Raw genomic sequence first — 26,192 nt, 5'->3', positions numbered from 1 at the left:
GCGGGGTGGGTTTGTTCGGGTGTCCGAGATGGGGGGTGCCGGGACGCTGTAGCTTCCTCCAGGTCCCTACTCGTTGTCTTATCTCGTTGTCTTATCTCGTTGTCTTACTCGTTCTCGTTGTCCTTACTCGTTCGTGTACTCCTCGACGACCGTCGCGCCCAGTTCCCGGACGATCAGGTCGTGTCCGGACAGGGCGGAGTCGACGAGGTCCGGGTCGTCGTCCGCCGGGATGTCGTCCTCCGGGGACACGTGTTCCTGCGCCGACCAGGACTGGCCGCCCTGGGAGGACGCCTGCGTGGGTGAGGAGCCCCGCGACGCCGTCGGAGGGGACGTCCCGCCCGAGAAGGACGAAGCCGTCGATGAGTATGACGGGGCCGAAGGGGACGACGGAGCTGAAGGGGACGAAGGGGGCGAGGAGCCGTGCTGCCGGCCGGATGGCGGGCCCTGGTCCCGCTGCGGCTGGTACGACGGCGACTGGGCGGGCGCCTGCTGCGGCGCGGGCTGCTGGGGCGCGGGACGCGGGGCCGCGGGAGCGCCGCCGCCGAACCCGCTCGCGGCGGGCGGCGGCGCGGAGCCGCCCGACGGGTCGACGATCGCCTCGACCTTCCACTGCACCCCGAACTGCTCCGTGAGCGCCTGCCGCAGCACGTCCTCGCTGCCGCTGGAGGCGAAGTTGTCCCGGGCTCCGGCGTTCACGAAGCCGAGCTGGAGCGTGGTGCCGTCGAACCCCGCCACCTGGGCGTTCTGGCTCAGCAGGATCCAGGTGAAGCGGCGGCGGTTCTTCACCGCCTCCAGGATGTTCGGCCAGAGGGAGCGGGGGTCGGGGCCGCCGCCGGTGTACTGCGCCGCGGGGGCGGCCGGTGCGTTCTGCGCCGGGGGGGCGGCGGGCTGCGCGGCCTGGGCCGGAGGCGTGGCGGCGGGGGGCTGTGCGGGCCCGCTGCCCGCAGGGGCCGCCGTCGGCCAGCCTCCGGGGCGGTTGGCCGCGGGAGGCGGGGCGGCCACCGCCGGTGCCGGGGCCGGGGCGGCGGGGCCGCTGCCGGGGGTGGAGGGGCCGCTGCCGGGTGTGGAGGCGGTCGGCCAGCTTCCGGGGCGGTTGGCTTCCGGGGCGGGGGGGGCCGCGGGGGCGGGATTGCCCGTGGGGGACGGGGGGCCTGCGGGGGCCTGGCTGCCTACGGGTGCGGGGCCGCCCTCGGGTGCGGGGGAGCTCGCCGGTGCCGCGGTGGGCGTGGTGTGGTCGGGGTGCGCGGCGGGGGCGGGGGCGTCGGAGGCGCGCACCGCGGCCCGGGCGGCTGCGGCGCCACCGCCCGGCGGGATCTCCGGCCCCGGGACCGGCGGCGGTACGGGAACCCCGGGCTGCGGCGCGCCCGCGTGGGCCTCGGGGCCGGGGACGTACCCCATCGGGGGCGCGGTGGCGGGTCCGGCTGCCGTGAAGTTGCCGCCGCGCTCCAGCCGGTCGAGGCGGGCCATCACGGAGCGGGCGTCGTCGTACGCGGCGGGGAGCAGCACGCGCGCGCAGATCAGCTCGAGCTGCAACCGCGGCGAGGTGGCGCCGCGCATCTCGGTGAGGCCTTCGTTGACGATGTCGGCGGCGCGGCTGAGCTCGGCGCCGCCGAAGACGCCCGCCTGGGCCTGCATCCGCTCCACCACGTCGGCGGGGGCGTCGATGAGCCCCTTCTCGGCGGCGTCGGGCACCGCGGCGAGGATGACCAGGTCCCGCAGCCGCTCCAGGAGGTCGGCGACGAAGCGCCGCGGGTCGTTGCCGCCCTCGATGACGCGGTCGACGACTTCGAAGGCGGCGCCGCCGTCACCGGAGGCGAAGGCTTCGACGACGGCGTCGAGGAGCGATCCGTCGGTGTACCCGAGCAGGCCCGTGGCCATGGCGTACGTCACACCGTCCGCGCGCGCGCCCGCGAGGAGTTGGTCCATGACGGACATGGAGTCACGCACGGAACCGGCTCCGGCGCGCACGACGAGCGGAAGGACGCCGTCCTGGATGGCCATGCCCTCGCGCCCGCACACCTCGGCGAGGTAGTCGCGCAGCGTGCCGGGGGGGACGAGCCGGAACGGATAGTGGTGCGTACGCGAGCGGATGGTCCCGATGACCTTCTCGGGCTCCGTCGTCGCGAAGATGAACTTCAGGTGCTCCGGCGGCTCCTCGACGACCTTCAGCAGGGCGTTGAACCCCGCCGGCGTGACCATGTGGGCCTCGTCGATGATGTAGATCTTGTACCGGCTGCTCGCGGGGCCGAAGAAGGCCTTCTCGCGCAGGTCGCGGGCGTCGTCCACGCCACCGTGCGAAGCGGCGTCGATCTCGATCACGTCGATCGAACCCGGCCCGTTCCGCGCGAGGTCGCGGCAGGACTGGCACTCGCCGCAGGGGGTCGGGGTGGGACCTTGCTCACAGTTCAGGCAGCGGGCGAGGATGCGCGCGCTCGTCGTCTTGCCGCAGCCGCGCGGGCCACTGAACAGGTACGCATGATTGACCCGGTTGTTCCGCAGCGCCTGCTGCAACGGGTCGGTCACATGTTCCTGCCCGATGACCTCGGCGAACGACTCCGGGCGGTAACGGCGGTAGAGCGCGAGAGACGACACGTGTACGAGGTTATAGGCGCCCACTGACAACCCGGACCGCCCCGGGGAACGCAGACGCCCCCCACGCACCCGCCAGAGCCGACCTACCCTTGCTGCCTTCCGGCCCTGGGGGAGTTCAGTCAGATAGCGCCGCGTGAGGGGCTGGCCCCCACCCTAGCCGATGCCGAGGGGTGGGAACGAGTTCGCGAGCACTCCTCAACGTCTTGTATTGTTTGCCGCGGAGGATTCGCCTAGAGGCCTAGGGCGCACGCTTGGAAAGCGTGTTGGGGGCAACCCCTCACGAGTTCGAATCTCGTATCCTCCGCCAGTGCCTCACCGGGCACGAGGTTGATGGGCCCCGCTGCTTGCAGCGGGGCCCTTCGACGTTGCATGCCTCAGTTGGCGCCTCCGTCGGCCGCGGGCAGCGGGATCAGGCGGGAGCCCTGGTGCCATCCGCGTCGCTTTAGATGTCAACCTCCCCGGCGGCAACCCGTGCCCCTGCTTCGATGTCGTCGTAGCGCACCCGTACCTCCTGGATGCCGAGCGCACGCAGCAGATCTGAGAGCCGCACCACATACCGTCGCCCGGCACTCCGGACCGGGCAGGGAAAGCTACCGTTCCTGACCTGGCGATACGCAGTGGTCAAGCTCAAGTTCAACGCTTCTGCGGCCTCGCGTAGCCCGACCTCCGGCGGGAGTCCAAACATTGCGGAGAAGGACACGGACTCGTCACGATGGCGCTTCATCCACCGGCCCCCACATCTCGAACAGATCAGGCTGACTGCCAGCCCTGCCTGGGATCTGGTGCGTACTGGCAAGCGGTCGACCCTGCCGGGACCGGAGATGTCGGCGCTCACGGCGCACATGTGCCAGAAGACCCATGCGATATGCCAGCGAACCCAATCGTTCACCCTGCGCCCGTTGAACGATCGCACCAGTCATCACGTCGACGCATATGACCTCGCCAGGCGTGGCGCCTGAGGACTGCAACACCATCTCTTCCCGCCCCCTGTCCCGCTCCCAGACGTCACCGACCGGCGTCTCCCTGGGGCTGCGCCGACCGGTCTGCCATCCCACGGTGAACGCCGTGTCGATCAGGTGTTGCTCGACCCGCGCCGCATCCACCTTTTCGATGGCCTGTGCGGCTTCCAAAGCGCCCTGCAAAAGCGCGGAGCAGACATCTGCCCGCTCGGCGCCCGTTCGGCGGGCGATGGCGTACGCCGCTCCCCGTAAACGGGGGACGAGCAGCCATATGGTGATCAGCATCCAGTCCCGTTCGCCCTCATCCGCCGCCTCGTCGCGCAGGTGGCGGGCGACGTACCGCCAAACAGCGGTGTGTTCGGGGGAACCGGGCTCGCCATGGACTGCGCGAGCCTTCAGACCGTCCAGCGTGATTCCGTCTATGCCGCAGCGCGGTGTGTCACACCGGTCCGTACGCGTGCACAGCGGTTCTGTGTCGGCGTACCGAGCCTCCACGGATCGGCAGATGCGGTCGAAGACATCGCGCACCGGGAAGATTTTCACTGTTCGCTCCCTTCAGGGACCGAACCGCGTGCCTCCTGTCCCTGGCCAGCAGGGGCCCACCAAGTCCTCTCGTTCGCTTCGGACACCTGGCCTTGCGGCGTGTCCTGCCGGCCGCCCGGACGGGGTGGCTGGGCTTCGTCGGTCCCGTAGCCGTCTCCCCCTCCCTCGTACGGGGGCGGAGTATTGGCACTATCGGCAGCCACCGGCACGTCGGGCGGGGAGTGCTCGAAGGGGTCGGCAGCGGGCGACCCTTCTTCTCGCCCCGCCCCGCGCATCTTCCTGCGAATGTTCTCCGCGGCCTCCGACCGCCCGGCCGCGTCCGACATCTGCGCGAGGCGGTGCAGGAACGCCGTGCCTTCGGCAGATCCCTCGTCGAGCCCCATGCTCTCCATCCAGTCGGACAGGTGCTTGCTCATCGACGGCGATCGCTCCGCTGTGGGCCGGTTGCAGTCACCGCCCGGCACGGCTCCCACACCGAACGCCTCCGGGTGATCGAATCCGCCCGTCTCCTTTTCGACTGCATTCCCATACCTCTGCAGGAAGTCGCGGTACTCCTCCGGGATCCCCTCATCATTGGCAGCGGCGGACAGGACCGTCAGCGGGGCGATCATCTCCACCGCGCGTCCGATCTGATCGTCGTGGCGGGCCATCCACCACACCACCGCGTTGCCAGGGCTCTGCAGGACGTCATTACCGAGGTACTCGCGGACATTCCGCTCGTGCTGGCGACGGCTCTCCCAGGTGTCCACGGCTTTGCGTAACCCGTCCAGTTCTTCGAGGTGCTCCCGATCCTTCTGGCGCAGAACGAGCCGGATGTCCGTGGCGAAGGCGACCACCAGTCCCTTGCCGTCGAGACCGGGCATCCCCAGTACGCCCTCCATGGAGTGCTCCAGGAACGTGCACCGGTTGGGATGTTCCATGGACGTGATCCGCTGCACGCGTTCGAGGACGGACGTCGAGGCTAAGGCAGCGGGGTTGCCGTGCGACCAAGACGCGCCCTCATCGGCGAGCCGCCACCAGACGTTGGCCGAGAACAGGAACGGGCAATCCGCGACGGCACTCTCGACCGGCACGACCACCACCGAGGCCTCCTGGTAGGGGTTTCCGGCGGGACGCTCCGGCGCCGGCGTACCCGGCGAGGGGACCCAGGCGGAGCGCTCCTCCTCGGGGCGCGGTACCCGCATGTCGATCAGGAGGGCACCGGCGCACAGCGCTGGGAGCAGAAACCACACCCAGATTGGCCAGGCGAGCGTGGCTCCCATCGTCAGTACGGCGATCAGGAGCCCGGCGGACAGGAGGCGGGTGTTGTAAAGGATATTCATGTTCCTTCCCCGGGGCCTAGTGCAGCCGGGTCGGGGGAACAGCCCCCGACACCTTGCGCAAGATCGATTTCGTGGCAGAAGGCCTCGGTGATCCGTTTCCTGTCCTCCCACCGCGCCTGCTCGGCCGTGCCACCAACCTGTGAGTCTGCCCAGTCACAAGTGGTCACGTAGAGCTGGTTCAGCAGTTCCCGGTCGCCCGAGGAGGCCAGAAGCAGAGCGCCGAGGATCCGGTCACTCACTTCCCGCCGTGCGAGCAGGGTGAGCCAGCGTTGCACGACCGGCCGCCAGGCAGCAGCAGGCTTTCCACCCATGACCGCCCGCCATGCCAGCGTGAACTCCTGCCAGGGGGGCTCGATCGCCACATCCGTGGGATCCAACAGGGCCAGGAGGACATCGAGGTTTCCGCTCTCCAGCCTGGCCCGGGGCAACAGCGACAAGATCGAACGCACGTACAAACGGCGGTTTCCGCACGCCAGTTGGGACAGGGTCGAACGTGCCTCTTTGACCAGTGGCTCGGGCACCTCCCGGCGCAGCGCGAGGTGGCGGAGCCTGACCACGGCCTGTTCCGGGTGGGTGACGGCGATGACGTGCCGGCAGACGCCGATCAGTACCCGTGCTAGATCCGGCGTCAGCCGCGTTGCCGTTGCCCATTGGTAGACGCGGGAACGGAAGCGGGAACCGTACTGTTCATGGCTGAGGCCCAGTTCCAGGGCCGTCGCGGCCGCGGCGCTCAGCCTGCCTCCTGCTGAGGGTTGGGTCCACTTCTCGACGAGTACGCACAGGTCTTCGGGGCGCCCGGATGCGAGGGCCTGCTCGGCGAAGCGGCCGACGAGACGGCCACGGTCCTCCGAAGCCAGGCCCGGGAGTGCCGTGCACTGCGCCACCCAGTCCCGGAAGCCCGACCGAAGGTCGGGAAAGTTCTCCCAGAAATGCCTGCGGACCGCACCGTCATAGGCGAGACCGCCGAAGTGGACCCGTCCGTCGGCTTCCCGGACGAGGGACAATTTCTCGAACTGCTCCCCCAGACCCTGCTGCGCCAGTCTCGGTGTCTCGTCCTTCGGGTGCCGCACGAGCTCAAGGAGCCGGTTCGCGGCGCCCATGACTGTATCTGCCGTCGCGCCGCTCATCATGGCTGCCGCCAGCAACAGCGCACGCTCAGGGCCGCTGCGGTGCTCCCGCAACTGCTGAACCACCTGATGGGACCAGTTCGTCGCTGCGGTTAGGGCCTCGTCCCGCCAGTGGCTGAAGTCCGTGCCGTACCGGGCGCTGTCCCGGGCCTGCAGCACCAGTTCCGCCAGACGGTCCAGCTCCCGCATCGGCGCGGTGGCGAACATCTGCGTCAACTCATCCGTGCTCAATTGCTCGTACTCGAACTGCACGCCTCGTACACGCAGGTGCCTGCTCAGGACGGCCCGGCCGCGGGGCCGCTCGATGGCCACCGCCAGCGGGGCAAGGTCCGCGTCCAGCATCCACTCCAAGCCGGTCGGGAAGACGGTGACCATACGGGCCCCGTGCTTCTCGACGAGCGACCGGTACATCATCAGCGTGCGCTGCGCAGCCGCGTAGTCGTCCTCACCGACGCGGGAGAGATCCAGCAGGTAGCGGTCCGCAGGCGACGGTTCAGGGACGCCCTCTTCCGGATTCGACTGCAGTTCCTCGATCCGGTCACCTGGTTGCGATGCCCTCTCCAACAACATCGTCGCCGTCGTGCGCCGACCCGACCCAGAAGCGCCCTGCAGGATCACCATGGCACCGGGTTGTGTCAGCCGTTCGGCTGCCCGGCCGCAACCGCGCGGGGGTACGAAGCACCGGGCAAGCCGGAGTCGGTGCTCCCGTACGATCTCCAGCCGGTCGGTACCGGCTCTGACCAGCGGCTCTTCGCTCCCCATCGACCAGTAATAGTTGTACTGGTTTCCTCCTCCGCTGTGCAGGGGACCGTGCTGGTTACTGACCGACGTTCCGCCCAGACCGGTCAACGCTGCTCTTCCTCGGGGTGTCCGTTCCGATCTCCCCGATAGACGTCTCCATGGTTGTCGGCCTCGTAGTGCACATCGCCGCCGTCGCTGGAGATGTACGAGCCCAGGTACTGCTCGCCCGCCTGATAGAGATGGCCGCTCCCGGTATGGACAGGACCCTGGGACTCATTGACGAAGGTCCCGGAGAAGTCGCCGTTGAGGTTGCCGATGCCGCCACGCTGACGGTGCTTGATCAACTTTGTCGGCGTCCGCTCGTCCGCGCGCCTGCCCGATTCGCCGCCTCGGCCCCGATCCGCTGTGGCCGAAGGCGACCGGTAGCCGTTGTTACGAGCGGCAGTGGCGAGCTCGGGCAACAGTCGCACGAGATCGTCGGCCAACCCTGTCAGATCGGCGTCGGCGTTGCGGTGATTGAGCCGCCGGTACTGGCAGTCGGCGAGGTCCCCGATCTCAGTGGGGAGATCCTCTTTCCCAAGCCGCTTCGCTCCGCCGACCAGAAGAGGGATGACGACGGCTCCAGTCTCAAGTGCTTCCTGGATCTCCCGTCGCGTCCAGTCACTCTCCTCTTGAAGAGGGCTCCGGCCCCCGGGGCCTTCCGCCTTCAGCCAGCGGGGACCGATCACAGCTAGCAGCACACTGCTGCGTCGAACAGCGGTGAGCAATTCCTGCGGAAACCGGCTCCCCAGCCCGATGGACTTGCTCGCCCGGAAGACAGCGTCGTTGCCGAACACTCTGGAAAGTTCCCGGTCCACGAGCGTGGCAGTTGCTTCCTCATCGTCGGTCCGGTAGTTCACAAAGATCAGAGGCATGTGGGTTCCCGTTCTGTGTGGATGGTGTTTGAGTCAAGAAAAGTAGAACAACCCACTGTCGCCTTATGGAGCACTGATCGGCTTTACGGCGCCAGAGGGCATGGGAGTAATCCACCGGGCCAGAACGAGTTCCTGACCGGGATCACAGGTGAGCACTGCAGTGTCAGCCGATAGATTCGGCGAGACAGTCAGTTACCGGAGCTCAATGCATTGGCAAGCACGGGCCGTAGACTGCGCACCACCGCGTTACCGCGGAACCTAGACCATTCACGGTCCAGCCGCATCCCGTCTGTGCGCACGGTGGCGGAGGGGATGACGGTCATGAAGGAGAGCAGCTCGCGAGCCGTCTCACAGGAACTCTCGACCTCGCCCGCTGAGGCCAGCGACAGGGCACGTCGTATCCCGTATCGCATACGGGTACTCAGGGCGTGCGGTGCGATGTGGCGGCACTCACGTTCCAGAACGTCCGCCGCCTCCCGAGGTCGGCCCAAGTCGTACAGGCACCAGCCGGACACCATCGAGACCGGGTCGAGGAGTTGTGTCGTGCCCAGCACCGCGTCGCCGGAAAAGTCTCCCTCCAGCGCGAGCTGTTCGCGAGCTCTGTCCAGAGCACGCCCACAGGCCCGTTCGTCGCCAAGGAGCGCATGTCCCTGAGCCTCGCGCTGGGCCGCAAGACCCCTGACCCGGGGTGGCGCGGCGCTGTGCTGGGCCTGTTGCGCGAGCGCGACCGTCCGAGCCGCCTCTCCGTTGTAGTACGTGATGAGTGCGTGACGGACCAGTGCATAGTCCGCGAGGTGCTCGTCACCACCGGCCCGTGCCAAGTCGACCGCCTCGGCCGTGGCGTGCAGCGCCATGGCCTCATCACCATTCTCCTGGGCCATCCACCCGATGTACTCGACGAAACGTGACGCCGTGATCAGCAGGCCGGACCGGGTGACGCCCGCGCACCGGGAGGCCAGCCCGATCACGTTCGAGACCTGAGAGCGCAGAACGGGCAACAATACGGCGGGGGGCAGGTTCTGCCCCAACTGCTTCATCTGGCGCAGCTGGTCCTGGTAGAGCGCCCTCGGCGGCAGTTCCCTGTCACCGGCGTGGCCGTTCCTTCCTCCGTCGACCAAGCCGGCGGCAAGCAGGGAGCCCACTCCCGTAACGAGCACCTCGCGACGGGCCGGGACTCGACTTGCTTCCAGCTGACTCCACCTCCGCGGAGTACATCTTGCGCAGTCGTCCGCCGGCACGGAAGTGAGCGTCGCAACGCTGCGCCAAGTGCATGGTGGGGGGATTGGCTCCCCGTTCGATCTTCGAGAGGTGCCCTCTGCTGTAGCTCGTGACGTCAGCCAGTTGCTGAAGCGTCATGCCCGCGCCCTCCCGCAACCGCCGCAACTCCGCTCCGAAACGTAACGGGACGTCCATACCTTCACCCTTCTCCACCGGCTTGCCGGCCGAATTCCCCTTCGCCCGCCGGTGGGGAAGAGTCTGGCATGACCGACGTTCATTCCGTCGGGTAAGGAGAAGTTTCATGTTTCCTCCTTGGGTGTGGGTGCACGGTGCCAGGGAACGCGGGGCGTCCCGAGTGTCGGTTGTGCATCCCCGGTTACCGTGAATAGCTCCTACCGGCTGAGACGACTGGCTATCGTGGCCGGGAGACGATCAAAGGGGGAGCGGGTGCTGCCGGAAAACATGCGTGCCATCACAGTCGAGGCGGGAGTCGCCGTCGTGGAGACGGCTGGGACAGCGCTCTGGGGATCTTTGGAGCAGCGGGTCGTCTCTTGGCTCACCCAGGTCGATGGTCAGGCCGAGCGGACAGGGATCGTCCGCCTGACAGAGACCGCGGCCGCTCTGCGGACTGGCGGCGGGCGCTCCGCGAGCATCGCTGCCAGGCACGCGTTGGACTGGCACATCTACTTCACCGAGGTACTGGAACACCTCCATGCCGACGTGCGTATTCCAGCCGCAGAGCGCCTACGGCGACTGGTAAGTGAGCACTCTGCCGTCAGCACCGGCGTGTCCCCCGCCGCCGGTGGCATCGCCGGCGAGAACCTACGGGTCCAGGCCGACCACGGCTCCTTCGCCGCAGGCGTGGTGAACGGAGACATACACATGGCTTCCCCTCCCGTCCCGGATCCGGCACAGGGCTGAGCGGACCGGGTGCTTCAGGCCCACACACGACGCACCACCGCGGTCAACTGGCCGTGCCGTCCGCCGCCGCCGAGGCTCCAGCAGGGGGTCCGCTGAGTGTGCAGGCGTCCGGTCATGCCTTCGCCGTGGGCATCTTGAACCAGTACCTCCAGCCCGAACCACAGCACACAGCCCCTGCCACCTCGCCCAGCCCGACCGGTTGTAGTCACCCCGACCTGAGCACAGCGAATTCCGATCGGCGAGCTGTCCGGCAGGCCCAGCGACGCTTCCTGCGACGTACAGAACGAGTACGACCGCCGTTCGGGCTGGCGGTGCGGCCCCAGGCACAGGAGCTGTTCGATCGCCTGCTCGCGGGGGACGGGCCGTCCACGATCGTGTGCGACGGCCCTGCCGGCATGGGCAAGTCCACAGTGGCGAGCGAGGTCATCGACATGATGGCAGTCCGTGGTTGGCCAGTCCTGCCCTTCCGGATGGACGAAGTGGAGGCAGACGACCGCACGGCCGAAGCCGTCGGCCGACGACTCAGCCTTCCGTCTTGCCCCGACACGCTGATCTCCCGGGTGGCCAACGGCGGTCCGGCGCTGCTGGTGGTGGACCAGCTCGACGCGGTGAGCACCTACAGCGGCCGTATACCCGACGTCTTCGAGGCTGTGGACGAGATGCTGGAAGCACTTGCCGACGCACCGAACGTCAAGGTCGTACTGATCGCGCGGACCGTCGACGTCGAAAAGGACCCACGGCTCACAAGCCTGATCGGCCAGGAAGGTGTCGTCGAACGGTTCTCGCTGGGCCTGCTGGAGGATCACGCCGTACGCACGGTGCTCGAAGCGGCTGATACACCTGCGCACAGGCTGAGTGCCGAAACCTTGGCTCTCTTGCGGACCCCGTTGCATCTCGCGGTCTTCTGCCGCTTGGCGACGAGTTCGCGGGCAACCGCGTACGGGAGCCTGCAAGAGTTGTACGACCAGTACACCGACCAGACCCGGCGCGAAGCTGAACGGACTCTTTCCCGTGGGGCGTGGCAGGCCATCACTCACTGGCTCGTCGAGGAGATGAGTCGCCGCGAGACCGTTACGGTCCCGTACGCGCTTTTGGACCAGTTCCCCCGGGCCGACCTGGCGGTGCTCGTCTCAGGAGGGATCCTGCTCCACGCGGACAACCGGATCGGTTTTTTCCACGAGACGTACTTCGACTACCTCTTCGCCCGTTCCTTCGTCCTGATGGGTAAGGACCTCCATGACTTCCTAGCGGCGAGTGGGCAGGCTCTTTTCCACCGGGCTCAGGCCCGGCAGGTTCTTGAGCATCTGCGTGATACGGACCGGGAGGCGTTCAGGCACACCGCGGTCCGTCTCCTCAACTCGGTCGTGGTCCGGCCTCATCTGCGGTTCGTGGTTCTCGCAGTACTCGAACAGCTCGCTGCCACGAGTGAGGACTGGGTCGCGCTGGAGCCCTACGCGTGGGGAGAGGATGTCACCGCGGTCAGGCTGCGCGGTCTGCTGGCCCTGCCCACCTGGTTCGAGGCCGCCGACACGGGGAGATGGGAGAGATGGCTCGCCCATCCCCAGCTGGTTCCTCTGGTCTTCCCGCAACTGGAGTGGTGCACCGATCACCATCCCGTTCGCGTGATGGAACTCCTCGAACCGTACCGGGACGCCGACGGTCCGTGGCGGCAACGACTTCTCGGCTGGGTCAGCACACGCCCCTCAAAGTCGTCCCTGGATCTGGCGCTCACATTTATCGAACGGGGCGACCTCGATGACGCGCCCGGCCAAGCCGTCGGTGGCGACCGGCAGTTCTGGGACCTTTTCGAACAACTCGCTGACAAGGACCCGCCCGCCGCGATCCGCTTGCTGGGAGCTTTCCTGCATCGCGGGTTGCGGCGCGCTGCGGAGGCAGGGCACGGTGATCCTTTCGCATCAGGTCATCTGTCCGCCTCCCCCGGCTCGCACGTGAGCGCCGCTGTTGCGGAGGCAGCCGACGCGGCCCCCGCAGCTATGCTCAAGCACGTCCTGCCGTTTGTGATCGCCGTCGCGAAGGCGAGCCACGCCGCGCACGGGGACAGGTCCGCTCTTCAACCCCGTTGGGCCTATCCTCCCTCGCTCGTCGATCCCAAACTCGACGACGCCCTGTACTTGGCCGCGCACGATGCCCTGCGGACGTTGGCACAGCAGGATCCGTCCTCTCTCACAGAGACCATGGGGCTGCTGACGGCAAGCAGCGGGCAAGCCCTGAGCTTCCTCGTCTGTCGGACCTACGCCGTCTGGAATCGCCCGGACGAAGCGCTCACATGGTTGACGGACGATGTCGAACGCTTACGCATCGGATGGCTGGACAGTGCGTGCTGGGCTTCGCGTGAACTCATCGCCGAGGCGACGCGCCGCTGCGGAGAGCCTGCCCTGCGCCGACTCGTCCATCTGCTGACCAACCTTGTGCCGGGCTGGGAACGTCATCCCGACAACCGACACGCCTTCGGCCGTACCCAGTACGTGCTTCTTACCGGGGTCGCCGAGGAGCGCCGCAACGCCGAGGTGGCGAAGCGTCTGGGAGAACTAGAGCGAAAGTTCGAGCGACAGCCACCGACCGGGCCCCAGCCAGGAGAGGCGCACTGGGCCGGCCCGCCGGTGCCGCCCTCCGCCGGCGAACGCATGACGGATGAGCAGTGGTTGCGAGCACTGAGGAAGTACGCCACGGAGGGCGTTGATTGGAGCAAGAACCCACCGACAGGGGGAGCCCGCGAGCTGGCCTCCCTAATGGGTGCTGTGTCCGAGCAGCAACCGGAGCGTTTCGCCCGGCTTGCATGCTCCTTCGACGCGAGCATTCCCCCGTCCGCTTTCAGCGCCGTCATCAACGGGGTCGCTGGAAAGGTGCAAATCAACAGCCTGCTGAATCTCTGTGTGCACGCCCATCGGCTCGTCGGGCCGAGCGTGGGGCGGGACGTTTGTTCAGCGATCCAGGCCGCCGGCCCGGAGGCGGCGGAACATCCCGCAACCTTCCAACTTCTGGACAGTTGTGTCCGCGACCCACACCCGACCTTCGAAGCGGCACGAACCATCGCCGGGTCCGGCCAGTTCGGCTACGGGGGTGATCTCCTGACCGCAGGGATGAACTCCACGCGAGGCGAAGCCGCGCTCGCTATTGCCTCTCTGCTGGAGACCTCCGACGCCGCTTGCCAGGACCTGCTCCCGATGCTCGACCGACTCACCCACGACCCGATCATGGCTGTGCGGGCCTGTGCTGCGAAGGCCGTGACCGCGCTCATGCGGCACGCTCCAGAAGCCGCACTCGACCTTACGGAGGTCCTGTTCAAGGACGTCCCTGTCGACGTCCACGAGGACCGGGCCATCCACACTCTGCTCACCTGGGCCCTGATCCTCGACACCGAGCGGTTCGCGCCAGAGCTGACGAGGGCTCTCCTCGGTCCCGGTCCAGCCGCCCGACACGCCGGAGTGTCATGGGCCGTTCTCGCGATGCAAGGACGGCTTCCTCACTGTCTGCCCATGAGCCTGGCCGACCTCACCCCGCCAGCACGCAAAGGAGCTGCCGAGGCAGCCGCCAGCGATCCCGGCTATGGCGTATCTCTGCTCCGGGAGCTGTTCCACGACAGCGACACGGCAGTGCGTACGGCGACAGTACGCTCCCTGAGCGACGTGACCTCGCTGCCACCGGACATCGCGGACGACCTCATCGGTTCGTTTCTCAACAGCCCCGCTTTCTACGAAGGCCCGGAGTCACTGGCTCGCGCGCTCGCGCGCTCGACCCGGCGGCTGCCCTCCCGGACGATCGAGGCGTGCCGTGCACTGGCAGCCTTCTCCGAGCAGGGCAGCAAGGACGGGCGACGCGCGTACGCGCTGATCCAGCGCCATCTGATCGAGGTGGTGCTGCGTCTGTACCGCCAGGGGAACCCCGCGATCCGGAGCCAGTGCCTCAGCATTATTGACGATCTCTACCGTATGGACGCGCGCCAACTGGACAGCGCCCTTTCCGGAGAACGCTGACACCTTTTCGTGGTCCTTGACGGCGCCGACACCCTCGGCAACCACGCCGACCCGCCGTGGCTGGTGACCCTGCCCGAGCCGGGCGCTGCGCCGACCGTCCCACGGAGGCGTGGGACGCACCCCCGGAGGAGCGGGCTCCGGCCCCGGGGTGCGGTCAGTGCCCCACGTACGCCGCCAGATGCTCCCCAGTCAGCGTCGGCCGCGATGCCACCAGTTCCCGCGGGGTGCCTTCGAAGACGACCTTGCCGCCGTCGTGGCCCGCGCCGGGGCCGAGGTCGATGATCCAGTCGGCGTGGGCCATTACCGCCTGGTGGTGCTCGATGACGATGACGGACCTGCCGGAGTCGACGAGGCGGTCGAGCAGGGCGAGGAGTTGTTCCACGTCGGCGAGGTGCAGGCCGGTGGTGGGCTCGTCGAGTACGAGGACGGTCCTGTCGCCGCCCTTGTCCCCCATGTGGGTAGCGAGCTTGAGCCGCTGCCGTTCGCCGCCGGAGAGGGTGGTGAGCGGCTGGCCGAGGGTGAGGTAGCCGAGGCCGACGTCCGTGAGCCGGGAGAGGATCCTGTGCGCGGCGGGCGTCCGCGCCTCGCCCCCGGAGAAGAATTCCTCGGCCTCGGTCACGGACATCGCGAGCACCTCGCTGATGTCGCGCCCGCCGAAGCGGTACTCCAGGACCGAGGGCTGGAACCGCTTGCCCTCGCAGTCCTCGCAGGGGCTCGCGACCCCCGCCATCATGCCGAGGTCGGTGTAGATGACGCCGGCGCCGTTGCAGGTGGGGCAGGCGCCCTCGGAGTTGGCGCTGAACAGCGCCGGCTTCACGCCGTTGGCCTTGGCGAAGGCCTTGCGGATCGGTTCGAGCAGTCCCGTGTACGTCGCGGGGTTGCTGCGCCGCGACCCTTTGATAGGGGTCTGGTCGACGGCCACCACCCCCGCCTCGGCCGGGATCGAACCGTGGATCAGGGAGCTCTTGCCGGAGCCCGCGACACCGGTGACGACGCACAGGACACCAAGTGGGACGTCTACGGAGACGTCGCGCAGGTTGTTCGCCGTGGCCCCGCGGATCTCCAGGGCCCCGGCGGGTGCCCGTACCGCGTCCTTGAGGGCGGCCCGGTCGTCGAGGTGGCGGCCGGTGACGGTGTCGCTGGCCCGCAGCCCGTCGACGGTGCCCTCGAAGCAGACGGTGCCGCCCGCCGTACCCGCGCCGGGGCCGAGGTCCACGACGTGGTCGGCGATCGCGATGGCCTCCGGCTTGTGCTCCACGACGAGCACCGTGTTGCCCTTGTCGCGCAGGCGCAGGAGCAGGTCATTCATGCGCTGGATGTCGTGCGGGTGCAGGCCGACGGTGGGTTCGTCGAAGACGTACGTGACGTCGGTGAGCGACGAGCCGAGGTGGCGGATCATCTTGACGCGCTGCGCCTCGCCGCCGGACAGCGAACCCGCGGGACGGTCGAGCGCGAGATAGCCGAGGCCGATCTCGACGAACGAGTCGAGGGTCTGCCGGAGCGCGGTGAGCAGCGGCGCCACCGAGGGCTCGGTGAGGCCCCGGATCCACTCGGCCAGGTCCCTGATCTCCATCGCGCAGGCGTCGGCGATCGAGACCTTCTTGATCTTCGAGGACCTGGCGCCCTCGCTGAGCCGGGAGCCGTCGCACTCGGGGCAGGTGGCGAACGTGACCGCGCGTTCCACGAACGCCCGGATGTGCGGCTGCATGGCCTCCTTGTCCTTGGCGAGGAACGACTTCTGGATCTTCGGAATGAGCCCCTCGTAAGTGAGGTTGACGCCGTTGACCTTGACCTTCGTGGGTTCCCTGTAGAGAAAGTCCTGCATCTCCTTCTTGGTGAACCTGCGGATCGGCTTGTTCGGGTCGAGGAAGCCGGACTCGGCGTAGATCCCGACCGTCCACACGTTGTCCGACTTCCAGCCGGGGATGGTGAACGCGCCCTCCGCGATCGACTTGGAGTCGTCGTACAGCTGGGTAAGGTCGATGTCCGAGACCGCGCCCCGGCCCTCGCAGCGCGTACACATGCCGCCGACGCGGTTGAAGGTCGCCTTCACGGTCTTCGTCCTGTCCAAGCCGCGGTCGACGGTGATGCCGCCGCTCGCCCGTACGGACGCGGTGTTGAAGGAGTACGCGCTCGGCGGGCCGATGTGCGGTGTGCCGAGGCGGCTGAAGAGGATGCGCAGCATGGCGTTGGCGTCGGTCGCGGTGCCGACCGTGGAGCGCGGGTCGCCGCCCATGCGCTGCTGGTCGACGCTGATCGCCGTCGTCAGGCCGTCGAGCACGTCGACCTCGGGCCGCGCCGCCGTCGGCATGAAGCCCTGGACGAAGGTGCTGTAGGTCTCGTTGATGAGCCGCTGCGACTCGGCGGCGATCGTGTTGAACACCAGGGAGCTCTTGCCCGACCCGGAGACGCCGGTGAACACCGTGAGGCGGCGCTTGGGGATCTCGATGCTGACGTCCTTGAGGTTGTTCTCGCGCGCGCCGTGCACCCGGATGTACTCGTGGCTGTCGGCGGCGTGCGACGCGGGTGACCGGCCGTCGTCCGCTCTCTTCGTGCTGCTCATCGTGTCGTCGTCTCCCTGTGTGGGGCCCTTCGTGCGGCGGGCCGCCCGTTCAGCGCCGTTCCTGGATGCGGATCAGATTGCCTGCGGGATCGCGTACGGCACAGTCCCGCACGCCGTGCGCCTGCTCGGTAGGGTCCTGGGCGATCTCCGCGTTCCCGGCCCACAGGCGCGCGAAGACGCCGTCGAGGTCGTCGGTTGCCAGGAGGACACCGGCGTAGGTGCCCTTGGCCATCATCTCGGCGATGGTGCGGCGCTCGGCGGCGGTGACTCCGGGTTCGGCCGCCGGCGGTCGCAGGACGAGCGACGTCTCCGGCTGCCCCACGGGCCCGACCGTGATCCAGCGCGTCCCGTCGTGGCCGACGCCGCCGCGAACCTCGAAGCCGAGCAGGTCCCGGTAGAAGACCGCGCAGGCCTCCGGGTCGTCGTACGGCAGGAAGCTCGCGTGAAGGGTGATGCCCATGTCCGTCACGCTAAGCGCGTCCCCGGGTGGCGCGCTTCTCGAATCCTGACCGGTCGCCGCACGCGGCCGGGCACCCGCGGTCCGCTCACCGGCCGTTGTCAGTGGCGCCCGCTTCAATGAGAGGAGAACGAAGTCAGGGAGTTCGGGAGATCGGCGAGAGGGGTGGCCACAGCCATGGGCCTGGTGACCTTGGATCTGCCCGCGCCGGCACAACTGCGCGGGCGCTGGGCGGCGTTCGCGGCCATCTGTGCCGCCCGCGGCTGGGAGTCCACGTGCCACGCGCGCGACGGCGTCTGGCACTTCGACGACTCGGGCGGCAACTGGGCGCAGCTGCATCTGCTCGACGGCGGCCGCGCCGTCCTGATCGGCCACGACCACGAGTACTCGGACACGTACTACGGCCCCGCCGCCGAGGAGTTCGGCGAGGACGAGACCGACCTCCTCGCCAACGCGCCGGACTGGTGGCGCCCCGTGGTGCGGCGGACCCTGGACGCCAGGCTCCTTGTGGGGTTCGTGTACGGGTACGACGCGGCGGAGGGCTGGAGGCGCGCGGAGTACGCGGTGGACGACGGTTTCCACAGCGTGGGCCTGCCCGCCCTGACCGGCCGGCGGACGCACGAGAGCATCGTGGCGTACGCACGCCACGCCCCAGGCGCGGGCGGCGCGGACGCTCCGCGGGAGGCGGTCGAGGCGCTGGTGGCGGCCGACGGTGAGGTTACTGCGGCGCAGGTGAGGGCGGTTGTCGCCCCGGGGGCGGGGGGTGGAAGACCGGCCTCGGGGGCCGGGGGTTCGACCGCCGCGGGGGCCTGGGACGCGGCTGCGGGGGTCGCTGCGGCGAGGGCGTTCCTGACGGGGCTGACTGCCGACTGGCTGAGTGGCTGACCACTGCCCGACCCGCCCAGTTGACCGGCCGCCGAGCAACCGCCCGGGCGGACCCGGTGAGCGCGCGGCCGGCGTACCGGCCGACCCGGCGAGCACGTCCCTCCCCGGCCGCCCCGCAGTCCCGCAGTCCCGCAGTCCCACAGTCCCGCAGCCCCGCACACACAAAGGGGGCCTAGATACACCCCAGGACACCACCTCCCCCCATCCCCTGCGGGCCGCGTACGCAGCAGAGTTGAGGGCATCGAGAGCAGCACTCCGCACAGTGCGCCCTTCGCGAGGAGACGCTCGCGAAGAGAAGCTCACGAAGAGATGCTCACGAAGAGACGCCGCCGAAGAGACGCTCGCGCAGAGACAAAGACGAGGCCCGCCATGACGACCGACACCCTCCCCCGAGCCACCGCACACGCCCAGACGGCAACAGCAACGCCAACCGCTACCGCCGCAGCGGGGACGGGGCGGGCCCGCGAAGGCGCCGCCGCCCGGGCGCCCCGGCCGGGCTTCTGGCGGGCCCCGTTCGCCGCTCCCACCTTCCGTACGTTCGGCTACGTCCTGACGTCGCTGCCGGTGGCCGTCGCCGGATTCGTCTTCGCCGTCACGCTGTTCTCGCTCGGCGCGGGCCTCGCGGTCACCCTGCTCGGGCTGCCCGTGTTCGCGGCCGTGCTGGCCGGTGCGCGCGGCCTCGGTGCGAGCGAGCGGCGGCGCGCGCGGAATCTGCTCGGCCTGGACGTGGCGGAGCCCGCGCCCGTACGCACGGCGGACGCCGACGGCGTCCCGGCGCGAATACGGGCGCGGCTCGGGGACGCGGCGGGCTGGAGGGCACTGCTGTTCCAGGTCGTCATGTTCCCGTGGCGGGTGGCGAGCTTCGTGCTGTCGGTGACGGTCTGGGTGGTCGGCTGGGCCCTCGCGCTGTTCCCCACGTACTCCTGGGTGTTCGCGCACTACCTGGACTGGCCCGGCTACCGCGTCTTCGACTTCGAGTCGGGCGGCGAGCACTACGAGTACTACATCGAGTCGCCCTGGCAGGTCGCGGGCGTCAGCGCGCTCGGGGCACTGGTCGTCCTGCTCACGCCGCTGCTGCTGCGTGCGCTCACGGGCGTGGACCGGTCGGCGGTACGGGGCCTGCTCGGCCGGTGAGTACCGGTCCGCGTCAGGGCGACGCCCAGCAGGACCACGGCCATGCCGCCCACCACGCGGACACCGATCTCCTCCCCGAGGACCAGGGCGCCGAGCGCGACCGAGACGACCGGCAGCAGATAGCCGACCGTGGCGGCCGCGGTCGGCCCTTCGTCGGCGATGAGCCGGGTGTTGAGGTGGAAGGTGAGCCCCGTACCGAAGACGCCGAGCACGACGACGGCGAGCACACCGGTGAGGGTGGGCGCGGACTGCCCGGCCGGGCTCGCGGGCAGGCCGAGCGTGGTCAGGCCGGTGGCCGCGAGGAGCTGGGCGGCGGACAGGGCGAGCGGCGGTGTGCCGCGGCCGATGAGGTGGCGGGCCATGTATGCGAAGGCGACGGCGTAGCTGACGGCGGCGGCGAGCAACGCGAGCGCCGCCCAGCTCGCGAGCCCCGACTGCTGCCACGGCGCGAAGATGAGCAGGGTGCCGCCGAAGCCGAGCAGCAGCCCGACGAGCCGCTTCGGGCCGAGCGCGCGCTCCGTACCGAGCAGCAGCCCGAGTCCCAGCGACCACAGCGGTGTCGTGGCGTTCATGACACCGGCGACACCCGAGTCGACGCTCTGCTCGCCGATCCCGAAGAACAGGAACGGCATCGCGTTGCAGAAGAGCGCGGCCACCACGAGGTGGGCCCAGGTCCGCCGGTCGCGCGGCAGCCGTTGCCTCGCGGAGCGGGCGAGGAGCAGGAGCACGGCGGCGCCGAGCGCACAGCGCACGACGGTCAGATGGAGCGGCGCGAGCCCGCCGTCGAGGGCCAGCTTGATCCACAGGAAACTCGACCCCCACAGCAGGGCGAGAAGAGCGACGCGCATGAGCCTCTCCAACACATCGAGGACACACAGCCAGGGAACAGCCGGAGCCGAAGGGACGAACGGAGCCACAGGAGCCAAACGGAACCGAAGAAGCCAAGCGGAGCCAGCCGGAACCGGACGAGACAGGCGCAGTCAGCCGGGGGCGGAGGAGGCAGGCGGAGCCTGCGAGCGAGCGGCGCCGGAAGGACCACCGCCACCACCACCCAGGGAAGACGATCCCGGCTCCCACCCCATTAGACAAGCGAACAAATAAACACCCACCCTTAAGCAGAGCTACATTCGCGGCGTAGGGTGGGGAGATGCTCGACATGCGGCGCATGCAGATCCTGCGGGCGGTGGTCGACGGCGGCTCGGTGACGGCGGCGGCCCGGAACCTCGGCTACACCCCGTCCGCGGTCAGCCAGCAGATCGCGGCCCTGGAACGGGAGGCGCGCATCCCGCTCCTGGAGCGCACAGGGCGAGGCGTGCGCCCCACGGAAGCGGGGCAACTCCTTGCGGACTGCGCGACGGCCATCGGCGGCCAGGTGGCGCGGGCGGAGACGGCACTCGCGGACCTGCGGGCGGGCCGTACGGGACGGATCTCGGTACGGTACTTCGCCACCGCGGGCGCCCGCCTGGCCGCACCCGCGCTGGCCCGTCTGCGCCGCGAACACCCTGGCGTACGGGCGGAGTTGCGCCTCAGCGACCCGGGCGACCCGCTGCCCGAGGTGAAAGCGGGGCGCACGGACGCAGCCCTGGTGGTGCGCCGCCGCGACGCGCCCCCCGTGGACGGCGTCCGCTTCGTCCACGTCCTGGACGACCGGTACCACGCGGTGCTTCCGCACGCCCATCCGCTGGCGGCGGAGCCGGAGCTGCGCCTCGCCGACCTGGCGGAGGAGCCGTGGGTGGGAAGCGAGTTGCCGGGCCCGTGCCTGGACGCGGTCCTCGACGCGTGCGGGGCGGCAGGATTCACGCCGGACTTCGTGATGGACAGCGGGGACTACGCGACGGCGCAGGGTTTCGTGGCGGCGGGTGTCGGGGTGGCGCTGGTCCCGGCGACGGGCCTGGTGCCGCGGGCGGCGACGGCCCCGGTCCTGCCCCACTCCGGGCTTGCGGTCCGCGCGGTACGCGACCCCGTGCCGGTCCGCTCGATCTGGGCGGCGGTACGGGCGACGGCACCGCGGAACCCCGTGCTCCAGGCGTTCCTGGAGGCGCTGCACGAGGCGGCCGCGACGGCTGGGGCGAGCGAGTCGACGGAGTGATTGCCGCCGGGGCCTGAACGGGCGGGGCCCCGAGAACGACGCCGCCCCGCCTCAGGCCAGGGAGACGAACTCCCGGTACTCCGGACTCCACCAGTCCTCCGTACCGTCGGGCAGGACGAGGACACGGTCGGGGCGCAGGGCGTCGAGGGCGCCTGCGTCGTGGGTGACCATCACCACGGCTCCCGGGTACGTTCCCACGGCGGCGAGCACCTCGTCGCGCGAAGCGGGGTCGAGGTTGTTGGTGGGCTCGTCCAGGAGCAGCACGTTGGCGCCCGAGTGCACGAGCCCGGCGAGGGCGAGCCGCGTCTTCTCGCCGCCCGAGAGGACGTGGGCGGGCTTGTCGGCGTCGTCGCCGCGGAACAGGAACGCCCCGAGCACCTGGCGCACCTCGCCGGGGGTGAGGTGCGGTGCGGCGGCGGCGAGGTTGTCCCGTACGGTCGCCGCCGGGTCGAGGGTGTCGTGTTCCTGTCCGAAGTACCCGAGGCGCAGCCCGTGCCCGTGCACGACGCGGCCGGAGTCCGGGGTCTCGCGCCCGGCGAGCACGCGCAGCAGGGTGGTCTTCCCGGCCCCGTTGAACCCGAGGACCACGAGCCGGCTCCCCCGGTCGACGGCGAGGTCGACGCCGCCTAGCACGCGTACGGCGCCGTAGGACTTCTCCAGGCGCACGGCGCCCAGGGGCGTCCGGCCGCAGGGGGCGGGGTCGGGGAGGCGGATGCGGGCGGTCTTCTCGCCGCGGCGCACGGGCTCGGTGCCGGACAGGAGCCGGTCGGCGCGGCGGACCATGTTCTTGGCGGCGGTGGCGGTGGCGACGTGGGCGCGCATCTTGTCGGCCTGGGTCCTGAGGGCGGCGGCCTTGCGTTCGGCGTTTGCGCGCTCACGGGCGCGGCGCCGGTCGTCGGCGGCGCGCTGGATGAGGTAGGTGTGCCAGGTGGTGTTGTGTACGTCGAGAGTGGCGCGCGCGGGGTCGAGGTGGAAGACGCGGTTGACGACGTCGCCGAGCAGTGCGGTGTCGTGGCTGACGAGGACGACGCCGCCGGGGTGTCCGCGCAGGAACCCGCGCAGCCACTCGACGGAATCCCGGTCGAGGTGGTTGGTGGGTTCGTCGAGGAGCAGGGTGTCGTGGCGGGAGAACAGGATGCGGGCGAGTTCGACGCGGCGCCGCTGTCCGCCGGACAGGTCGCCGACGGCCTGCCCGAGTACGCGCTCGGGCAGGCCCACACCGGCGGCGACGCGGGCGGCCTCGGCCTCGGCGGCGTACCCGCCGCGGGCCTGGAAGTCGTCGTCGGCGCGGGTGTAGGCGGCCATGGCCGCTGGGTCGCCGCCGCTGCGGGCCAGGGCGGTCTCGGCGGCGCGGAGGGCGCGTACCGCCCGGTCGAGGCCGCGGGCGGACAGGATGCGGTCGGTGACGGTGGCCGCCGGGTCGGCGGGGGCCGGGTCCTGGGCGAGCCAGCCGAGGGTTCCGGTACGGGTGACGCGGCCGGCGTCCGGTTCCGGGCCCTGCCCGGCGAGGGTCTTCAGGAGGGTGGTCTTGCCGGCGCCGTTGCGGCCGACCAGGCCTACGCGGTCGCCGGGGCCGACGTGGAAGGAGACTCCGGACAGCAGGGTCCGGCCCCCCGCACGCAGGTCGATATCACGTACAGCAATCACAACAGAACGCTCCGCACTCAAAGCAGGACACACGGGTGACGTGAAGGCGTGTGACCTGGCTAGGAGATGCGGGGCGTAGACATACCCCCGAGGCTAGGCGAGGCACCCTCGCCCCCGCACCCGAGTTTTCCCCACCCCCCGCCCGTCGCCCTTGGGCCTGGGTTGGACCCCTCCGCCCACATAACAGGCACCCGGCGGTATGGGCTGTGCCCACCCTCCCCCAAGCTCTCGGCTCCGCTCGAGCAGGGAGGTACCCCCCTCGCCCCTGGCGGACCAGCTGCCCACAGCGGGGGGCACGGCGGGCGGCGGAAGCCGCACGGGCCGCACAAGACACCGATCCGCAGACGCTGAACGCACGGGAGGGGTCGTGGCGGGATGACCGAGCGCAGCGTGCCAAGCAACACACTTACGGCAAGGTGAAGCAGACAGTGTCCACTACGCGAGCACGGCCATCCCGCCACGACCCCGCCACCCCCACAAACGGAAAGGCGAAAACCCTGCCACCCCCACCACCAACGGAAACCGGAAAGGCGAAACGGCGGCAACCACCCCCACCGGCCACAGAAGCAACCCGTTCGGGCGGTTTCCGCTCACGAGCGTCGACGGCACCAAGTGCCCGGCGCCCACTTCCCCCCGGCCCCCGCTTGAGTCTTCCCGGTTTGTGCCGCTTTCCGGCAGCATTTCCCGACGCCGCACTAGCCCGCCGAGGCTGCGCCCGGTGAGCCTTGACCGGTAGGCTTTCCGTGTGATCTTCAAGCGCATCGGAAACGGCCGGCCGTACCCCGACCACGGCCGGGAAAGCACCCGGCAGTGGGCGGACGTCGCGCCGCGCCCGGTCCGCCTCGATCAGCTCGTGACGACCAAGGGCCAACTGGACCTGGAAACCCTGCTCGCGGAGGACTCCACGTTCTACGGCGACCTCTTCGCACACGTGGTGAAGTGGCAGGGCGACCTCTACCTGGAAGACGGCCTGCACCGAGCGGTCCGCGCCGCGCTCCAGCAGCGGCAGGTGCTGCACGCCCGCGTACTCGAACTGGGCTGACCTTCCCGGGGCCTTCGGAGCCTTCGGGGCGTCCACGCACCGGCTTCGACCGACATTGACCCTTTCGGGTTGCCCTGCCGACCGAGCAATGATCATTTAGTAGGAATCCCCACCGCACAGCACTACGCTGCGCCCATGAGCATGCTCACTCCCCCCGGCATGGGCGGCAAGTACCGCATCACGGGGGACAAGTACCCGCGAATGCGCCGCCCGAGCGGCCGCCGCAGGATCGCGCTCGCGGCGGTCGCGGCACTCGCCGTAGTCGGCCTGCTCGGCTGGGGCAGTTTGCAGCTCATCGACGTGTTCAGCGGCAAGGACGAGGCGTCGGCGGCGAGCGGGACGAAGGACTGCGGAACGAAACAGCAGTCGGACACGGCCCGGCGGCAGCAGCAGCAGAACCAGAACGCAAAATCCCTCCCCAGGCCGTCCCAGATCAAGGTCAACGTCCTCAACGCCACCCCGCGGGGCGGCCTGGCCAAGGAGACGGCGGACGAGCTGAAGAAGCGCGGCTTCGCCATCGGCAAGGTGGGCAACGCGACGAAGGCGTACGACAAGAAGGTCGAGGGCCCCGGGATAGTGCTGGGCGCGAAGTCGGCGACGGACACGGCGCTGCCCGTGCTTGCGACGCAGCTCGCGGGGGCGCAGCGGCAGACGGACACCCGCGAGGGCGGCGAGGTCGACCTGATCCTGGGGAGCAGGTTCAAGGACCTGGCGAAGAAGGAGGACGCCGACAAGGCCCTGGCGGCACTCGCCAAGCCCTCGTCGCCGCCCTCGAAGCCGTCGGCGGACGGCAAGAACTGCTGAATTCAAACGGGGCACGAGCCGGGACGCAAACCCGACCCCCACACCGCCCCGAACCGCACCGCACCACACCGAACGGCACGCACAGGGAACCGCCCAGGGCAGACCCCGGCGTACGCAGCAAACTGCGCGCCTACTCGGCGGTCCCGTACATCCGATCCCCCGCGTCCCCGAGCCCGGGCACGATGTACCCGCTCTCGTTCAGACGCTCGTCCACCGCGGCGGTCACGACGGTGACCGGCGTCCCCGCGAGCTCCCGCTCCATGATCTCGACGCCTTCCGGGGCGGCGAGCAGCACCACGGCGGTCACATCGTCCGCGCCGCGCTTGATGAGCTCCTGGATCGCCGCGACCAGCGTGCCGCCGGTGGCGAGCATGGGGTCGAGGACGTACACCTGACGGCCGGAGAGGTCCTCGGGCATGCGGGTCGCGTACGTGGACGCCTGGAGCGTCTCCTCGTTGCGGATCATGCCGAGGAAGCCGACCTCGGCGGTCGGCAGGAGCCGGACCATGCCGTCGAGCATGCCGAGCCCGGCGCGCAGGATCGGCACGACCAGCGGCCGCGGGTGGGACAGCTTGACGCCGGTCGTCGTCGTCACCGGCGTGTCGAGGTCGACCTGCTCGGTGCGCACGTCCCGGGTGGCCTCGTACGCGAGCAGGGTGACCAGCTCGTCGGCGAGGCGCCGGAAGGTCGGGGAGTCGGTGCGCTTGTCGCGCAGTGTGGTGAGTTTGTGCGCCACCAGCGGGTGGTCGACGACGTGGATCCGCATTGTTCAACAGTAACCGGGCGAAGCGCCCCCCAGCCCCGACCCGGGCCCCGGCACCCCGACTCGCCCTCCAGCCCCAGTCCCGGCCCAGCCCCGGTCCAACCCCAGCCCCGGCCCAGCCCCAGCTCCGACCCCCAGAGCCCGCCCCAGCCCCACCGCACCGCCACCACCGCACTGCCACCACCTCACTGGCATCAACCGCAGCCCCGGAGGGAAGGTGGACATACGAACTGGGGTGGTGTGGCCGATGCCCGACGGGGAAGCACGGGAAAAGCGGGAAGCACGTGAGACCGACGCAGAGCGCCGCAGGCGGCGTGCCCAGTTCCTGCACGAGCTGAACGAGGCCCGCGAGCTGCGGGCCCGGGTGACACCGCGCCGCGCCCGGGCGGCCAGACTGCGGCAGGCGATGCGTATGCGTACGTTCCGCTGGTAGCCGCGGGGCCCCGCGGCCCCGACCGCGGCCCGCGATTCGAGAC

At 69.8% G+C, this 26,192-nt stretch carries 20 protein-coding genes, 1 tRNA gene, 1 other RNA gene and 1 pseudogene; 9 read left to right on the top strand and 14 right to left on the bottom strand.

Translation table 11 applies throughout. The features are described from left to right. Nucleotides 1–123: 123 nt before the first annotated feature. Together ACH4DX_RS33410 and ffs are read right to left on the bottom strand one after the other, a co-directional pair. A complete protein-coding gene (locus ACH4DX_RS33410; protein WP_398157828.1) occupies nucleotides 124–2,592 on the bottom strand; it encodes a DNA polymerase III subunit gamma and tau in 2,469 nt (822 codons plus the stop codon). Between the two features lie 50 nt (nucleotides 2,593–2,642). Next, nucleotides 2,643–2,737: signal recognition particle sRNA small type (ffs, locus tag ACH4DX_RS33405), an RNA gene on the bottom strand. Nucleotides 2,738–2,811: 74 nt separating this feature from the next. Here ffs and ACH4DX_RS33400 point away from each other — a divergent pair. After that, nucleotides 2,812–2,899, top strand: a tRNA-Ser gene (locus ACH4DX_RS33400). 135 nt (nucleotides 2,900–3,034) lie between these two features. Here ACH4DX_RS33400 and ACH4DX_RS33395 read toward each other — a convergent pair. The 7 genes from ACH4DX_RS33395 to ACH4DX_RS33365 all read right to left on the bottom strand — a co-directional run bounded on the left by ACH4DX_RS33395 (nucleotide 3,035) and on the right by ACH4DX_RS33365 (nucleotide 9,554). Continuing rightward, nucleotides 3,035–3,277 (bottom strand): helix-turn-helix transcriptional regulator, encoded by a 243-nt coding sequence (locus tag ACH4DX_RS33395; RefSeq protein ID WP_398157844.1) that lies wholly within the window; start codon nucleotides 3,275–3,277, stop codon nucleotides 3,035–3,037. Nucleotides 3,278–3,299: 22 nt separating this feature from the next. Then, nucleotides 3,300–4,094, bottom strand: a complete 795-nt coding sequence (locus ACH4DX_RS33390) for a hypothetical protein (RefSeq protein ID WP_398157827.1) — start codon at nucleotides 4,092–4,094, stop codon at nucleotides 3,300–3,302. After that, entirely contained in the window at nucleotides 4,091–5,416 is a 1,326-nt protein-coding gene (locus ACH4DX_RS33385; protein ID WP_398157826.1) for a hypothetical protein, read from the bottom strand. The genes ACH4DX_RS33390 and ACH4DX_RS33385 overlap by 4 nt, the downstream gene beginning before the upstream one ends. Further along, nucleotides 5,413–7,392 (bottom strand): hypothetical protein, encoded by a 1,980-nt coding sequence (locus tag ACH4DX_RS33380; protein ID WP_398157825.1) that lies wholly within the window; start codon nucleotides 7,390–7,392, stop codon nucleotides 5,413–5,415. Before ACH4DX_RS33380 ends, ACH4DX_RS33385 begins: the two co-directional genes overlap by 4 nt. Continuing rightward, a complete protein-coding gene (locus tag ACH4DX_RS33375) occupies nucleotides 7,389–8,198 on the bottom strand; it encodes a toll/interleukin-1 receptor domain-containing protein (RefSeq protein WP_398157824.1) in 810 nt (269 codons plus the stop codon). The genes ACH4DX_RS33380 and ACH4DX_RS33375 overlap by 4 nt, the downstream gene beginning before the upstream one ends. A 188-nt stretch (nucleotides 8,199–8,386) precedes the next feature. After that, nucleotides 8,387–9,340, bottom strand: a complete 954-nt coding sequence (locus tag ACH4DX_RS33370) for an XRE family transcriptional regulator (protein ID WP_398157823.1) — start codon at nucleotides 9,338–9,340, stop codon at nucleotides 8,387–8,389. Further along, nucleotides 9,282–9,554, bottom strand: a complete 273-nt coding sequence (locus tag ACH4DX_RS33365) for a helix-turn-helix domain-containing protein (protein WP_398157843.1) — start codon at nucleotides 9,552–9,554, stop codon at nucleotides 9,282–9,284. Before ACH4DX_RS33365 ends, ACH4DX_RS33370 begins: the two co-directional genes overlap by 59 nt. Nucleotides 9,555–9,863: 309 nt before the next feature. On the opposite strand from ACH4DX_RS33365, the gene ACH4DX_RS33360 reads away from it, so the two are divergent. Next, a complete protein-coding gene (locus ACH4DX_RS33360; protein ID WP_398157822.1) occupies nucleotides 9,864–10,337 on the top strand; it encodes a hypothetical protein in 474 nt (157 codons plus the stop codon). A gap of 125 nt (nucleotides 10,338–10,462) precedes the next feature. Continuing rightward, entirely contained in the window at nucleotides 10,463–14,332 is a 3,870-nt protein-coding gene (locus ACH4DX_RS33355) for an NACHT domain-containing protein (protein WP_398157821.1), read from the top strand. Nucleotides 14,333–14,486: 154 nt separating this feature from the next. Here the strand turns inward: ACH4DX_RS33355 and ACH4DX_RS33350 are convergent, their stop codons facing one another. Together ACH4DX_RS33350 and ACH4DX_RS33345 are read right to left on the bottom strand one after the other, a co-directional pair. After that, on the bottom strand, nucleotides 14,487–16,895 hold the full coding sequence (locus ACH4DX_RS33350; RefSeq protein WP_398157820.1) for an ATP-binding cassette domain-containing protein: 2,409 nt from the start codon (nucleotides 16,893–16,895) through the stop codon (nucleotides 14,487–14,489). A 49-nt stretch (nucleotides 16,896–16,944) separates the two neighbouring features. Beyond that, a complete protein-coding gene (locus ACH4DX_RS33345; protein WP_398157819.1) occupies nucleotides 16,945–17,355 on the bottom strand; it encodes a VOC family protein in 411 nt (136 codons plus the stop codon). A gap of 162 nt (nucleotides 17,356–17,517) precedes the next feature. Between ACH4DX_RS33345 and ACH4DX_RS33340 the strand changes: the two genes are divergently transcribed. Both ACH4DX_RS33340 and ACH4DX_RS33335 read left to right on the top strand, forming a co-directional pair. Beyond that, nucleotides 17,518–18,237: a proteophosphoglycan 5 gene (locus ACH4DX_RS33340; protein ID WP_398157818.1), complete on the top strand. Its 720-nt coding sequence runs from the start codon at nucleotides 17,518–17,520 to the stop codon at nucleotides 18,235–18,237. Between the two features lie 309 nt (nucleotides 18,238–18,546). Next, a pseudogene (locus ACH4DX_RS33335) lies at nucleotides 18,547–19,302 on the top strand (sensor domain-containing protein); the annotation flags it as partial. Here ACH4DX_RS33335 and ACH4DX_RS33330 read toward each other — a convergent pair. After that, entirely contained in the window at nucleotides 19,239–20,219 is a 981-nt protein-coding gene (locus ACH4DX_RS33330) for a DMT family transporter (RefSeq protein WP_398157817.1), read from the bottom strand. The pseudogene ACH4DX_RS33335 and the gene ACH4DX_RS33330 sit on opposite strands and share 64 nt — an antisense overlap. Nucleotides 20,220–20,518: 299 nt before the next feature. Between ACH4DX_RS33330 and ACH4DX_RS33325 the strand changes: the two genes are divergently transcribed. Then, nucleotides 20,519–21,460 carry a LysR family transcriptional regulator gene (locus ACH4DX_RS33325; RefSeq protein WP_398157816.1) on the top strand — a complete coding sequence of 314 codons (942 nt, stop codon included), beginning with the start codon at nucleotides 20,519–20,521 and terminating at the stop codon, nucleotides 21,458–21,460. Between the two features lie 51 nt (nucleotides 21,461–21,511). Here the strand turns inward: ACH4DX_RS33325 and ACH4DX_RS33320 are convergent, their stop codons facing one another. Further along, nucleotides 21,512–23,107 (bottom strand): ABC-F family ATP-binding cassette domain-containing protein, encoded by a 1,596-nt coding sequence (locus tag ACH4DX_RS33320; protein WP_398157815.1) that lies wholly within the window; start codon nucleotides 23,105–23,107, stop codon nucleotides 21,512–21,514. Nucleotides 23,108–23,852: 745 nt separating this feature from the next. Between ACH4DX_RS33320 and ACH4DX_RS33315 the strand changes: the two genes are divergently transcribed. Both ACH4DX_RS33315 and ACH4DX_RS33310 read left to right on the top strand, forming a co-directional pair. Continuing rightward, the gene (locus tag ACH4DX_RS33315) at nucleotides 23,853–24,149 is read left to right on the top strand and encodes a type II toxin-antitoxin system VapB family antitoxin (RefSeq protein WP_003955420.1); all 297 of its coding nucleotides are present in this window, start codon (nucleotides 23,853–23,855) and stop codon (nucleotides 24,147–24,149) included. Between the two features lie 135 nt (nucleotides 24,150–24,284). Further along, nucleotides 24,285–24,953: a LytR C-terminal domain-containing protein gene (locus ACH4DX_RS33310; protein WP_398157814.1), complete on the top strand. Its 669-nt coding sequence runs from the start codon at nucleotides 24,285–24,287 to the stop codon at nucleotides 24,951–24,953. Nucleotides 24,954–25,083: 130 nt separating this feature from the next. On the opposite strand, the gene upp is transcribed toward ACH4DX_RS33310, so the two are convergent. Beyond that, nucleotides 25,084–25,719 carry a uracil phosphoribosyltransferase gene (upp, locus tag ACH4DX_RS33305; protein ID WP_398119120.1) on the bottom strand — a complete coding sequence of 212 codons (636 nt, stop codon included), beginning with the start codon at nucleotides 25,717–25,719 and terminating at the stop codon, nucleotides 25,084–25,086. Nucleotides 25,720–25,963: 244 nt separating this feature from the next. Between upp and ACH4DX_RS33300 the strand changes: the two genes are divergently transcribed. Then, complete coding sequence (locus ACH4DX_RS33300) at nucleotides 25,964–26,149, top strand: hypothetical protein (protein WP_398120021.1); 186 nt, start codon at nucleotides 25,964–25,966, stop codon at nucleotides 26,147–26,149. The last annotated feature ends 43 nt before the right edge of the window (nucleotides 26,150–26,192 follow it).

The sequence above is a fragment of the Streptomyces sp. NPDC017940 genome (assembly GCF_044328435.1).
Lineage (GTDB): Bacteria > Actinomycetota > Actinomycetes > Streptomycetales > Streptomycetaceae > Streptomyces.
Note: the sequence above shows the minus strand (reverse complement) of the source record. Positions and strands in the feature narration are given on the sequence as shown.

Excerpts from the sequence above, each read along its gene's own strand:
- ACH4DX_RS33395 (WP_398157844.1), bottom strand. The coding sequence starts at position 3,277 with ATGTTTGGACTCCCGCCGGAGGTCGGGCTACGCGAGGCCGCAGAAGCG.
- ACH4DX_RS33385 (WP_398157826.1), bottom strand. The coding sequence starts at position 5,416 with ATGAATATCCTTTACAACACCCGCCTCCTGTCCGCCGGGCTCCTGATC.
- ACH4DX_RS33375 (WP_398157824.1), bottom strand. The coding sequence starts at position 8,198 with ATGCCTCTGATCTTTGTGAACTACCGGACCGACGATGAGGAAGCAACT.
- ACH4DX_RS33365 (WP_398157843.1), bottom strand. The coding sequence starts at position 9,554 with ATGACGCTTCAGCAACTGGCTGACGTCACGAGCTACAGCAGAGGGCAC.
- ACH4DX_RS33350 (WP_398157820.1), bottom strand. The coding sequence starts at position 16,895 with ATGAGCAGCACGAAGAGAGCGGACGACGGCCGGTCACCCGCGTCGCAC.
- ACH4DX_RS33345 (WP_398157819.1), bottom strand. The coding sequence starts at position 17,355 with ATGGGCATCACCCTTCACGCGAGCTTCCTGCCGTACGACGACCCGGAG.
- ACH4DX_RS33330 (WP_398157817.1), bottom strand. The coding sequence starts at position 20,219 with ATGCGCGTCGCTCTTCTCGCCCTGCTGTGGGGGTCGAGTTTCCTGTGG.
- ACH4DX_RS33325 (WP_398157816.1), top strand. The coding sequence starts at position 20,519 with ATGCTCGACATGCGGCGCATGCAGATCCTGCGGGCGGTGGTCGACGGC.
- ACH4DX_RS33310 (WP_398157814.1), top strand. The coding sequence starts at position 24,285 with ATGAGCATGCTCACTCCCCCCGGCATGGGCGGCAAGTACCGCATCACG.
- upp (WP_398119120.1), bottom strand. The coding sequence starts at position 25,719 with ATGCGGATCCACGTCGTCGACCACCCGCTGGTGGCGCACAAACTCACC.
- ACH4DX_RS33300 (WP_398120021.1), top strand. The coding sequence starts at position 25,964 with ATGCCCGACGGGGAAGCACGGGAAAAGCGGGAAGCACGTGAGACCGAC.